9 protein-coding genes and 1 tRNA gene are annotated in these 12,850 nt (G+C 59.3%); 4 read left to right on the top strand and 6 right to left on the bottom strand.

Annotation, left to right across the window (positions count from 1 at the left end):
* Positions 1-226: 226 nt before the first annotated feature.
* The 3 genes from AC3RLQ_RS29175 to AC3RLQ_RS29165 all read right to left on the bottom strand — a co-directional run bounded on the left by AC3RLQ_RS29175 (position 227) and on the right by AC3RLQ_RS29165 (position 3,195).
* Positions 227-301: transfer RNA gene (locus tag AC3RLQ_RS29175), tRNA-Trp, on the bottom strand.
* Positions 302-1,214: 913 nt separating this feature from the next.
* Positions 1,215-2,147 (bottom strand): metal ABC transporter substrate-binding protein, encoded by a 933-nt coding sequence (locus AC3RLQ_RS29170; RefSeq protein ID WP_493032263.1) that lies wholly within the window; start codon positions 2,145-2,147, stop codon positions 1,215-1,217.
* 52 nt (positions 2,148-2,199) lie between these two features.
* Complete coding sequence (locus AC3RLQ_RS29165) at positions 2,200-3,195, bottom strand: A/G-specific adenine glycosylase (RefSeq protein WP_493032261.1); 996 nt, start codon at positions 3,193-3,195, stop codon at positions 2,200-2,202.
* 115 nt (positions 3,196-3,310) lie between these two features.
* On the opposite strand from AC3RLQ_RS29165, the gene rnhC reads away from it, so the two are divergent.
* From rnhC to AC3RLQ_RS29145, 4 genes are all read left to right on the top strand, one after another.
* A complete protein-coding gene (gene rnhC / locus AC3RLQ_RS29160) occupies positions 3,311-4,249 on the top strand; it encodes a ribonuclease HIII (RefSeq protein WP_493032259.1) in 939 nt (312 codons plus the stop codon).
* An 86-nt stretch (positions 4,250-4,335) separates the two neighbouring features.
* Positions 4,336-4,689 (top strand): HU family DNA-binding protein, encoded by a 354-nt coding sequence (locus tag AC3RLQ_RS29155; protein WP_493032257.1) that lies wholly within the window; start codon positions 4,336-4,338, stop codon positions 4,687-4,689.
* Positions 4,690-4,778: 89 nt separating this feature from the next.
* Positions 4,779-7,895 carry a c-type cytochrome gene (locus AC3RLQ_RS29150; protein ID WP_493032256.1) on the top strand — a complete coding sequence of 1,039 codons (3,117 nt, stop codon included), beginning with the start codon at positions 4,779-4,781 and terminating at the stop codon, positions 7,893-7,895.
* Between the two features lie 94 nt (positions 7,896-7,989).
* Positions 7,990-8,772, top strand: a complete 783-nt coding sequence (locus tag AC3RLQ_RS29145; RefSeq protein ID WP_493032253.1) for a 3-keto-disaccharide hydrolase — start codon at positions 7,990-7,992, stop codon at positions 8,770-8,772.
* A 149-nt stretch (positions 8,773-8,921) separates the two neighbouring features.
* Here AC3RLQ_RS29145 and AC3RLQ_RS29140 read toward each other — a convergent pair whose 3' ends face one another.
* From AC3RLQ_RS29140 to AC3RLQ_RS29130, 3 genes are read right to left on the bottom strand one after another with little or no spacing between them, the layout of a single operon-like run.
* A complete protein-coding gene (locus tag AC3RLQ_RS29140; RefSeq protein ID WP_493032251.1) occupies positions 8,922-10,379 on the bottom strand; it encodes a hypothetical protein in 1,458 nt (485 codons plus the stop codon).
* A 20-nt stretch (positions 10,380-10,399) separates the two neighbouring features.
* The gene (locus AC3RLQ_RS29135) at positions 10,400-11,401 is read right to left on the bottom strand and encodes a leucine-rich repeat domain-containing protein (RefSeq protein WP_493032249.1); all 1,002 of its coding nucleotides are present in this window, start codon (positions 11,399-11,401) and stop codon (positions 10,400-10,402) included.
* 41 nt (positions 11,402-11,442) lie between these two features.
* The gene (locus tag AC3RLQ_RS29130; RefSeq protein WP_493032247.1) at positions 11,443-12,840 is read right to left on the bottom strand and encodes a DUF1552 domain-containing protein; all 1,398 of its coding nucleotides are present in this window, start codon (positions 12,838-12,840) and stop codon (positions 11,443-11,445) included.
* Positions 12,841-12,850: the final 10 nt, after the last annotated feature.

Genomic DNA, 12,850 nt, shown 5'->3' with positions numbered 1-12,850 from the left:
TGAAAAAGAAAAGGAAATGAAAACACCCACGAAGGGCACGGGGCTGCCACGGAGGGCCGTTTGCGGCATATGAAGTTGCTGCCGTGCGCCCCGTGTTTCGTGGGCATGAATGATGAATGGTGCGGCGTCACGGGAATGCTCCGTGTGGTCTCTCGATGAGCTCTGGGGTTACAGTCCAGGTCGCCTCTTTAACGATCTACCGCCGCGTTCTTGGTTTGAAATGAAATGGCACGGCGGGTGGGTACTGCCCCCACATCTTCGGGTTTTGGAGCCCCGTGCATTGCTTGTCTGCCACCGCCGTATTGTATTGGAAAATCTTTTCCGTTCTGCCATTCAAGGACACGGAGACAGCCTTGCCACTGTACACACTCTCCCAAGGTTACATCACTTGTTGCTGTGCTCCGCGCCCTTGAATGGCAGATCAGCCTCATTGTGAGGTGATCTGCCATATAAAGAACGAACACCGCTGCCACGCACGGGATGGAGTGTTGGTCACTCCATCGCTGGCGTCGCACCCGCAGGTATTTCACGGCGGATGTTTCGGTGTTTATGGCACACCTCCCGGGGAAGCCGTTTCGTGATGTCAAAAATGGGCAATGAATTCCCGTATTCCTCGTCTCGACGTAGGAATATTGCGTATTCGATGGCTGCTTCAGTTGACATTCGGAAGGAGGGTGCAAACCTGTCTGCAGGTCTTGCTCTGGCGTCTCTAAACGACTCCTCCGGGAGTCAGCTCGGCTGGCCTTGCCCCGGTGTCCGTTAGCGCGGATGCCGGGGTTTTTTCGTGCTGTGGGGAAGCGGTCAAAGGACCGCGGGTTCAATCAATGGGTATGGAAAAGGGGTGAGTGGTTCGTTTCGCGGCCAAAAAAAAAGCCCTGCTGCCTTGGAGTGGGCGAGCAGGGCTTCCTTGGGAAACTGGCCTTCGGGGGCCTAATGGGGTGTCAAAGCACCCTGCTCGCTATATCTCTTTGTTGGGAGACTCCAATCTTGTGCTGGATAGGCGGCCATAAAGCCATGATCCAATCTCCCACACACGATCGCTCCCCGACGCTCGGTCAGCGCGGATGAGTTAAGATGTGTCTGGTTGGTTTTCATGACTTGTTGTGAAGGTAACGAATAATGACACAGCCTTGTTAGGCCGTCAACACGATAATCTATATTTTTCTTATTCGGTCGATCTCCAGATGTGTTTTCACACCTAAAACTTCTGCATGTCACTGAAAGGCCTTCTCCATCGCCTCCACATTCGCTTTCATCACAGTCATGAAATCACCACTTGCAGGCACATTGCCACAGGGATCAAAGACGACGCTATGCAGCCCAAGTGCCTCAAGCTTGTCGACGTTCTCCTTGCTTGGCTCGCCTTCCCAGATCATCCACCGGGCACGATGTCCAGCAAGAACGCCATTGAGATCCCTGAGCGCTGTAGCATCCAGCACGGTGTCGGGCTCCCAAAGGACTGACCTCACTTTCAATCCATACCGACGTGCCATATAGTGGTAGACTGGATGCGATGCCACCAGCGGATACTGCACCAGACGGCGACTAAGCGTGCTCATTCGGCTATCGAGAGCCCCCAGCTCATCCTTCAGCTCCTGCGTATTCTTGCTGATGGAGTCTTTGGCTGCCGGCACCAGTTTCGCCAGTGCATCACCCACCGCCTGCGCCTGCATGGAGGCCTGCTTAAAATCGATCCAGGTGGTGAATGCGGTGCCATTGTGGCTGTGCTCGCCGCCTGGGCCATGGCTGTGGGTGGTGGCATCGCGCACTTCAATGTAATTGTTGGCAAAGGCGGCGGAAGTATCCACGACCTTCGACTCTGGCAGCGTGACTTTGTCAGCCCACTTGGAGTAGCCCGCACCATTCATGAGAATCAGGTCGGCTTTTTGAAATGCAGTGATGGCGGCCTCATCCGGCTGCCAGAAGGCAGGGTCTTCGTCTTTCAGCGCCAGGAAGCGCACCTCGACGGCATCGCCCGCGATGCGCTGTGCAAAATACTGCAGCGGGTAGTTCGCCACCAGCACCTGCGGTTTGCCAGATTTTGTGGCAGGCTGAGCCGCCGGGGTCTCAGCAGCTTTTTCCGCCGAAGGTTTGCAACCCGCAATGACAAGGGCTAGGCAGGAGAAGAGAAGAGTGCGCGTTTTCATAAAAGGCAATGGCATCTAGTAGGGCATGGGAAGTCAATCGCAAACTGACAATTCAGGCACTGAGCCGGAACTCTCCGCGCTGGAGCAGATCGTTCAACGCCTTACGATACGGAGCAGGCATGGGTGTGGATTCAAGTTCAGCCACTGGTATTACCCGATGCGTATCAGGCCATTCCCCTGTTTGCGCATGCGGTTCATGAACCCAGAGCGTGACCTTGTAGCGCGTGATGCCATACTGCATGCGCAGCAGCACAGGCGGCGGTGAATCCTCATGCGTGGGATGGAGCGCCGGCAGCTTCCACAAACCGGTGCGGCGTTTGCCGGTCTCCAGCTCCAGCATCACCCCCTCGCGGGTGCGCAAAAAAATCACGCGCTCAGTGACGGCGGTAATCTGCTGCCGCGCGTTCTTCACGGGCAGCGCCTCGGGGTCCGTCGCACGGCAGTGGGCACGCACCGGGCAGAGATCACAGGCAGGCTTCGTCGGTGTGCAGTGGGTTTGCCCGAGCTCCATCAGCGCCGAGTTCAAGGCACGCGGATCATCCGTCGCTTGCACCAGGGCTTTCGAGCGTTCCCACAGCAGCTTCGTGCCGGCGGTGGAGTCCACCGGCGTGGCATCGTTGTAGATGCGCGCAAGCACCCGCGCGATGTTGCCATCCACGATGGGTTCCTTGAGGCCAAAGGCAAAGCTGGCCACCGCACCGGCCGTGTACGGACCCACACCCGGCAGTTCGAGAATGACCGCATGCTCGCTTGGAAACACCCCGCCATGCTGCGCCATCACCTCCTGGGCAAGCCGCTGCAGATTGCGCGCCCGCCTATAGTAGCCCAGTCCCTCCCAGGTTTTCAGCACCTCCTCCTCGCGTGCAGCCGCCAGCGTCTTGAAATCAGGAAACCGCTCCAGCCAGCGGGCGTAAAAACCGCGGTCCAGAACCGTCGCGATCTGCGTCTGCTGCAGCATCACCTCCGAAACAAGAATGGCATAAGGATCACGCGTGCGACGCCAGGGATAATCACGCGCATTATGCCCAAACCAGTTCACCAATTCCATGGCGATAGCTTGGGGATCAGGCCTGGCAGTTCGAGAGCGCATCGTGCCTCACTTATGAACGATCCGGCGCATTTTTCATGAGTCTTTCGTCACTCCTGTGATTAAAATCACGCCCATGCCAGCCCTGACAAGCTACACCCACGCACTCACCTCCCCACAAGCGGCGAAGCTGCGCACCCTGCTGGAGGAACGCGGCTTTGAGTTTCAAACCAAACCCTACTGCCTCTACGCCGCCGCCAAATCCAAGGTGAACGTATGTGTCTATGAGAAAGGCCCCAAGATCGTCGTGCAGGGCAAGGACACCGAAGATTTCATCACGAACCTGCTTGAACCTGAGGTGCTTGGGGAGGCAAAACTCGGCTACGAAGAAGTGCACAATCCCGAGATGTTCCAGCCTCACATCGGCGTGGACGAAAGCGGCAAGGGCGACTTCTTCGGCCCGCTGGTCATTGCAGGCGTTTATGTCGATGGCGATGTGGCACGCCGCCTGCGTGAAGCCGGTGCCGTGGACAGCAAACGCATCAGCAGTGACGCGCGCATTTTTAAAATTGCCGCCGACATCCGCGCCATTCCCGGCCTCGCCTGGGAGGTGATCGCGATCCACCCCGGGCGGTACAACGAGCTGTACACCAAATTTGGCAATCTGAACCGACTGCTGGCTTGGGGGCATGCCCGGATCATCGAAAACCTGCTCGAACGCGTCCCCGGCTGCCAGCGGGCCATTTCTGACCAGTTCGCCAATCCCGCCGTTCTGCAGCGCGCCATGCAGACTCGCGGCCGGGAAATCGAACTCGTCCAGCGCACCAAGGCAGAAAGCGACCCCGCCGTGGCCGCCGCCTCCATTTTGGCACGCGAGGCTTTTGTGGGCTGGCTGAAGTCCCAAGGTCAGAAGCTGGGCGTGGAACTCCCCAAAGGAGTTTCAGATGGTGTGAAAAAAACGGCCGCCAAGCTCGTAGAACAGCACGGCAGAGACATTTTGCCAACGCTGTGCAAGATGCACTTCAGGACTTCTTCTGAGGTTTTATCGGGTATAGTTTCGGATCACCCCAAATAAACCTACTGACTAAATCGTAGGTAGAGACAATAATTCGACACAGAAATTAGTTGCACCCTGTTAATCGTCTCGCTAGTCACCTTATTATGACCACGATCACCAAAAAAGATTTGGTTGCGGAACTCAGCAACGCAACGGGAATCAAGCATGCCGACACACTGGCCATGGTGGAGGCCTTTATGGAGTTGGTTTCGAAGAATCTAGCTGAGGGGAACGAAGTGACGTTGCGCACTTTCGGCACCTTTGACCTCCGTGTGGCGCGCGGCAAAATCGGCCGCAACCCAAAGCAGCCGAATTCTGAGGTGATGATCCCTGACCGCTGTGTCGTGCGTTTCAAGCCCAGCAAGGAGCTCAAGTCCCGTGTCGCGTCGCTGTCCGTGCAAAGTGTGCACGATGGTGTGGCCCTGAACGGCAGCAAGCTCAATGGCAGCCAGGTCTAGCCTCGGCTGACCAGCTCAGCGTACGTGTTTGCCAAAGGATGGCAATCGCGTGCAACGTCAGGTGATTTGGTGCGTACTTTCCGCCCACCATGTTGCCTCGTATTCTCTCCACGTTCGCCGCTTTCGCCCTCCTGCTGAACACCGCCTCCGCCGCTCCGCAGTGGATCTGGCTGTCCAAGGATGGCAGCAAAGACCCGCAGGTCACCTTTCGCTATCGCTTTGAAGTTCCGGCCAAGGTGCAATCAGCCCTGCTGGAACTCACCTGTGACAACGGCGCGGACGCCCTGCTCAATGGCCAAAAGGTTCTCACCAATCCCGACTGGCAGGAGGCCACGAAGGTGGACATCAGCAAAAATCTCAAGCTCGGTGCGCAGAATGAAATCATCGTCAACGGTCGCAACAAAGGCGGCGTCGCGGCGCTCATCGCCCGCCTCACCCTCAAGCTGCCGGACAACGCAAAGCCCCTCATCGTAGAAACCACGGACAAATGGGAGGCCACCAAGACAGGCACCACCGCCTGGCAGCCCGCCATCGTCATCAACGATTATGGCAAAGGCCCCTGGGGACTCGCGCTGGATGGCAAACCGGGTGGCGGCAGAAACAGCGGCCCGGCAGAAAGCATCGCTGCATCTGAGATCACCGTGCCCAAAGGTTTCAAAGTGGAAAAACTCTACAACGTGCCCAAAGATCAGGAAGGCTCCTGGGTGGCTCTCACCGTCGATCCGAAAGGTCGCCTCATTGCCTGCGATCAGTATGGCAGCATCTACCGCATGGGCGTGCCGGCCATCGGCAAAACCGAGAACCTCAAGCCGGAAAAACTCGCCATCGAATTGGGCAAGGCCCACGGCCTTCTCGCCGCATTCGACAGCCTCTACGTCATGGTCAACGAAGACGGCAAAAACAACGGCCTCTACCGCCTGCAGGACACCAACGACGACGATCAATACGACAAGACCACCAAGTTGCACACCATGGCAGGCGGCGGCGAGCACGGCCTGCACAGCATGACCGTCAGTCCGGATGGCAAACGCATCTTCTTCAACTGCGGCAACCACACCAAACTCCCCGAAGGCCTCACGGACAGCCGCCCCGCCAAGATCTGGAGCGAAGACCACATCCTCCCGCGCATGTGGGACGCGAACGGCCACGCACGCGGCATCCTCGCACCAGGCGGCTACATTTGCAGCATGAACCCCGATGGCACCGGACTGGAGCTCTTCTGCTACGGCTTCCGCAATGAGTTCGACATCTGCTTCAACGACCAGGGCGAACTCTTCACCTACGACGCCGACATGGAGTGGGACATCGGCAGCCCCTGGTACCGCCCCACCCGTGTGAACCACTGCGTCAGCGGTGCGGACTACGGCTGGCGCAGCGGCAGCGGCAAATGGCCCAATTATTACGCCGACTCGCTCCCCACCACGCTCGACATCGGCCCCGGCAGCCCCACTGGCGTCGTCGCCGGCACCGGTGCGAAGTTCCCTGCCAAATACCAGCACGCCATCTTCATCAACGACTGGACCTACGGCACCATGTGGGCCATCAACCTGGACGCCAAAGGTGCCAGTTACGCCGCCACCAAGGAGGAATTCGTCTTCGGCAAACCTCTGCCTCTGACCGATGTCGTCATTCATCCGCAGGACGGTGCCATGTACTTCGCAGTGGGCGGTCGCAAAACTCAGTCCGGTGTCTATCGCGTGACCTATGTCGGCGATGAATCCACCGCCCCCGTCAAAGCGCAGCCTCTCGGCGAGGACTTCAAACTGCGCGCCTCCCTCGAAGCCTACCACACCGGCAAAGTCGATGCCGCGAATGCCCTCCAGGACGCCTGGAGCAAGCTCAGCCACGACGACCGCAACGTGCGCTATGCCGCCCGCGTCGCGATTGAAAAACTCCCCGTCGCACTTTGGCAGGAAAAAGTTTTCAGTGAAACCCAGCCCGTCGCATTGATCGAAGGCATCATCGCCCTCGCGCGTGTCACCGGGGCCAAAGCCAATTCCGAAGGTGGCAGGCCAGCTGCCAAGCCCACCGGCACCTCCTCGGAACCCATCGGCTACGTCTCGCCTGAAAACGTCGAACTCGAAGGCCGCATGCTCCTTGCCTTGGGCAAACTGGTCGGAGCCAAGCTCACGCTCGATCAGCAGTTCGCCGCCCTGCGCGCTTTGGAGCTCATCCTGATCCGCCTTGGCAAGCCGGATGCAGACGTCTGCTCAAAGATCTCCACGGCGCTCGACCTCGTCTATCCCACGGAGAATCCCTTCTTGAACCGCGAGCTCTGCCAGATCCTCGTCGCCATCGATACCCCCACCGTCGTCTCAAAGACCCTCGCCTTGATGGCCACCGCCAAAGACGACTTCCAGGAAGTCGCCACCGATGCCGTTTTGAGCCGCAACGAAGGCTACGCCAACGCCGCCCGCGCCGCCGCTGGCAGCCGCCCCAATGCCCAGCAGATCAGCTACATGTTTGCCCTGCGCAACGCCACCGCAGGCTGGACTCCTGAGCATCGCAAAACCTTCTTCTCCTGGTTTCCCCGCGCCCGCACCTGGAAGGGCGGCAACAGCTTCAAAGGCTTCATCGAAAACATCCGCAAGGACGCCCTGGCCACCTTTGTGCCGAAGGAAGAACTCGCCGCGCTCGACACCCTCAGCAACAAGGTCGAAGCCAGCACCTCCATCCCCAACTACGTCGCCCCCAAAGGCCCCGGCAAGAATTGGACGGTCGATGAAGTCGTCGCTCTCACCACCGGCGGACTCAAAGGCCGCAACTTCACCAATGGCGAAAACATGTACCGCAGCATCATGTGCGCCACCTGCCACCGCTTCAATGGCGACGGCGGCAGCATCGGCCCCGACCTCACCGGCGTCGGCAACCGTTACACCATGCGCGATCTCATGGAAAACATCGTCGATCCCAGCAAGGTCATCTCGGACCAGTACGACAGCCACGAAATCACCAAGAAGGATGGCAGCGTCATCATCGGCCGCATCGTCGTTGAGGAAAACGGCAAGGTCTTCATCATGACCAACCCCTTCGCCCCCAATGACCACATGGCCATCAACGAAAGCGACATCGCCAAGAAGGGCACCCGCAAAGTCAGCATGATGCCGCCCGGCCTCATCAACTCCCTCAATCAGGACGAACTCCTCGACCTCCTCGCCTACCTCACCAGCGGTGGCAATGCGAAGGACAAGGCCTTCGCCAAGTAGCCCAGTTGCGCCGCAACTGGACTCAAGAAGGCCGGCAATGCGCCGGCCTTCTTTTTGCCCGCAAATCATCTGCACCCACACCGTTACAATCATCATGCACCGCCTCCTTCTCACCCTCCCCCTCTTCGCCGTTCTCGCCGCCGCCGCCGAGCCCACCAAGCCGGCCGAACCCAAAAAAGAAAAGCCATTCACTCCCGGCGGCATCTACCGGCAGGGGGACATGCAGCGGCCGCGGCCTACGGTGATCACTCCGCCCACGGCCACCACAGCGCCGAGCGATGCCGTCGTTCTCTTCGATGGCAAAGACCTCTCCAGGTTCATCCGCAAGCCGCGCAAGGATGACAAAGACCAAAGCGACGTGCCCAACTGGAAGATCGAAAACGGCTACGCTGAGATCAAGCCCAAGGGCGGCGACATTGATACCAAGGACAAGTTTGGCTCCTGCCAGATCCACCTCGAATGGGCCACGCCCGCCGAGGTGGTGGGCAAGAGCCAGGGCCGTGGCAACAGCGGCGTGCTCATCCATGGCTGGGGCGAGGTGCAGGTGCTCGACTCCTATGACAACGACACCTATCCGGACGGTCAGGCCGGAGCGATCTACAACAATTACCCCCCTCTCGTGAACGCCAGTCGCAAGCCCGGCGAATGGCAGAGCTACGACATCATCTGCGAATGCGCGCAACTCGATGACAAGGGCACTGTGCTCCAGCCCGCTCGCATCACCGTTCTGCACAACGGCGTCATCGTGCAGCATGCCACTCCGCTCGAAACGAAGCTGCAGGAAGTCGGCTTCGCCCTCCAGGACCACCACAACCCGACCCGCTACCGCAACATCTGGGTGCGTCCCCTTCACCGCCGCGATGAGAACGCGAAGTAACCAAGTCTCTGGAGTGTGAAGCAGCACGACAGTGTCCTGGAGTGCGCCGGTCCTCCGGCGCTTTCGGACGTTCACTGGCCTGCGGAAAGCTCCAGAGGACTGGAGCACTCCAAAACGCTGTCGCGCTGATAGACGCTCTTCAGCCCCACCTACTTCTTCGCCACCGCAGGCTTGCGCTGCTTCTCCGTCACCAGCTTGTGCGTCTCTTCGCCGATCCAAAGGTCGGTGCATTGGGAGGGCTTGCCGGGCAGTTCTGCAGTGCGGTTAAAAAGCAGCACATCCCCCGCTTTCAGATCCGCCAGCTTCACCTGCTGATCCGCCTTCCACACGCGCGTGGCATCATTCACGTGGAGAATGCGGCTGCCGATATCCTGCGGGCGCTGCATGTCGCCATTGTAGTCCTTCACCAGCGGAAGCTGCCAGGCCACGTGAATGCGGTCCCCGTGAATGGCGGTGACGCGTGCCGTGCTGGCATTCGCGCTGGCGTGGCTGAAGTCATCGCTGATGAAGCTCACGCGGGTGAAGGCACCTTTCTCGTCCTGATACAGATGGAAGCGGTAGCGCTGACCGGTGGGCAGCTGCGCAAATTGAGGATCAGCCCCGAGATACTTCAAGGTGTGGCGCTTGGTGAGCGTGAAGTTCACCTCTTCGCCGGTCAGCTCAGCAATGAACTTGCCGCTGCCAGTCTTGGCATCAGCCTCCACGAGCTGCCCGTAAACCACGTGCTCGGAAAAGGGCGGCGGCTTCACCTCGTCTTTAAGCTGATACCAAGGCAGGTTCGCGTTGCTGAAATCCGTGCGGAAAGGAAACTGCTCCGGGTATTCCTTGGCCACGTTTTCGACCAGTTCCTGATTCAGCATGCGGCCAAAGCCGTAGCCCATCAGGCTCTCCCCATAGAACTGATCCTGCACTTTCCATCCCGCCAGAAACACGCGCACAACGCGGCCACGACGGAAGCCTTCGAGCATGTTGCTCACCTTCAGCGTCACCTGCACGCCGCTGCTGCCGAAGTATTCAGTGGGCACCTTGTTCGCTTCCGTGATGGAGCCACGCTCGCCATCCACACCCGGATTCCACGTGCGCAGTTCCTCGTTCGCCACGCAAAGCTTCCCCTCCTTCCCAACCGCCAGCAGTTCTTTGTAAGCAGCCTGAAACGCGGCGGGGTCGGCGCTGAAAAAGGTCACCGTAACCGTATTCCCCTCTGTCTTGTTAATCCATCCCGCGATGCCGCGCTTCTCGGTGAACTCACGGAACTTCTTCAACTGCGCAGCGTCGGCGGGTTGGCCATCATCCGTGGTGACGAGGCGTGTGAGCTGCCCCGCAGCGTCTGGCAGCATAAGGAAAGTCATCTTCGTCCCCAGCGGTACCTCGCGCAGATCCGCCTCCACGCCCTTGTACTTCATGATCGCATACGGCGGCATGGAGAACGGCATCAATTGGCCATCGTCGGCACGGAACTCTCCTTGGCGCAAAATGCAGTCCACGCTGACCAGCTCTCCATGGATGCGCTTGGCATCATTGAGCGAAGGGAACTCCATCGCCTTGGCTGCATCGGCGGCAGACAGGGACAAGGCGGAGGCAAAGAGAAGGACGCAGAGAAGTCGCATGGGGTGCCGGTTGAATCGGATCACTTGAATTTCACGTCCACCTTCGGCAGCAGCGCCTTGATCTTGGCCTCCGTTTCCGGCGGATAGCCCTTCTGGCGGTCGATGATTTTCAGCTCCTTGAGGAAGGCAAACCCTTGCAGCAGCGGCAGGCGTTCCTCGGGCATGGCCGGGCTGCCGAGCTCCAGGGATTCCAGCTGCGTCATCGTGGCCAGCACCTTGAGGTCATCGTCGGTGGTGGTCTTGCAGTTCGTCAGCGTCAGGCGCTTCAGCGTCTTGATCTCCTTCACGATGGGCAGCGACTCGGATTTGTCGAAACCTTCGCCAAGCTGCAGAGATTCGAGCGGCAGTGCGGTGATGTTCTTCAGCGCTGCAGGCGTCGCATGAGCGCCGAGCTCCAATCCCTTGAGCTTCGTCAGCTTGGCCAGATTGGGGGCACCCGCATCCGTGAACTTCGCATGCGCGAGGCTGATGCTTTCGAGATTTGGCAGGTGGTCGCACAGCTCCTTCAACCCTTCGTCGTCGATGCTGCTGCCCCGATGGCTCACCTTGGTCAGCTTGGTAAAGCCCTCAAATTTCGCATAGGCGCGTCCGGTGATTTTGGTGCCGACGAACGAGAAGGATTCGAGATTCTTCAATCCCGCGAGCTGCTCCATGCCTGCGTCCGTCAACGATCCGTTGTTGGTAAAGCGCAGGGTCTTGAGGTTCGTGAGTTTCGCAATGTTCGGCATCCACTCATCGTTGAACTTGGTGGAGATCACATTCAGCGACTCCAGCGTGGTGATGTGACCGAGATGCTCAAAGAAGGCGGCATCATACGGATCTTCCTTGCGGTGATCATGCGGCCCCGTATTCGGCACGGCGAGATCCACCAGCTTCAGACTCTGTCCGTCCTCCGTCTTTTCGACCTTGCCCTTCGCGCCCTCGACAATCTTGGTGACGGCTTCGACATGGGGGTCCAGAGCAAGGGAGGGAACGGCTGCAGCGAAAGACAGCAGGGCGATGAATGAGAGAGTTTGTTTCATGGAGTTGGGTTGGAAAAATATGGAAGGCTGAGGCATTTTGATCACACGATCTCACTGACCGGACCGAGGCTGTCCACGAAGGTCTCGGCATTGACCTCCATCTTTTGCAGCATGGTCACAAGCACGTTGCTGAGGCGGGCCTTGCCGTCCTTGGGCTTGCCGCAGAGGCTGCGCCATTCGTCGTAGCTCAGCGTGTAGTCCTCTTTGAGATGCGGCTTGTTGTAGTCGAGGTGCTGGCCGTGCTTCAGCCCGAGCCCCTTGCCGCCTGCGAGCAGGATGGGCAGGTTGCTGTTGCAGTGGCTGTGGCCGTAGCTCATGCCGCTGCCGAAGAGCACCATCGTGCGGTCGAGCAGAGGTTCATCGCCGTCTTTGACCGCACGCAGTTCATCGAGGAAATGCGCAAACTGCTGCATGATGAAGGCATCGCTCTTCGCCAGACGGTCAAGCACCACCGGATCGCCATTGTGATGCGAAAGATTGTGCCGCGCCTGCGTGATCTGGATTTCCGGAATGGCCAGGCCATTGCCCTCGCTGCCGTTCATGTAAGTCACCACACGCGTCATGTCCGTGCGCAACGCGAGCACGATGAGGTCAAACATCGTGCGCCAGTATTCCCCCGCCTGCGCCTTGGGCACATCGCGCTGGAAGGGTGCCGCCAGATTCTTTTCCACCACAGGCTTCGGAATGTCCAGCCACGCGTCCAGACGCTCCGTGCGCTGCTCCACATCACGCACCGCGTGCATGTATTCATCCAGTTTCGTGCGGTCATCCGTCCCCAGCGCCAGCCGCAGTGACTTCGCATCATCAAGCACGGCATCCAGCACGCTGCGGCGCTTCGTGAGGCGTGCACGCTGCGCACCGATGCCACCCGCTTCCTCGCCAAACAGGCGGTTGAAGATCGTCTTCGGATTGTCGTCCGCCGGCAGCGGCACGCCATCGCGTGAGAAGGCCAGTGTGTTCGTGCCAAAGGGCTGCCCAGTCCCGGAGGAGATGGACAACTCCAGCGAGGTGAACCGCGTCTGCTGCCCCACCACCTCGGCCATCATCTGGTCGCAGGAGATGGTGTTCTCGTATTTGCGCCCGCCTTGCGCATCAATCTTCGCACCCGTGAGCCAGGTGTCCGCGCACACATGCGCCTGCCCCAGACCGTTCGGATGATGCAGCCCGCTGAACACGGTGAAATCCTCCTGATGCTTCGCCAGCGGCTTGAGCGAAGGCGAAAGCTCATAGCCACGCCCGGCCTTCGTGCACTGCCACGTCATGCCATTCACGCCGTTGGGGATGTACACAAACACACTGCGGCGCGGCTTGGCCGTTGCAGCAGCACTGGCGCGCAAAGGCACCATCGCATCCAGCAGCGGCAGCGCCATGGTGGTGCCGAGTCCGCGCAAAAAGTGGCGGCGGTTGAGAAGCCAGCGTTGGGATTGGATGTTGCTCATGGTGATGCAG

The organism is Prosthecobacter sp. GW821-HT29F12 (genome assembly GCF_058803405.1).
Note: the sequence above shows the minus strand (reverse complement) of the source record. Positions and strands in the feature narration are given on the sequence as shown.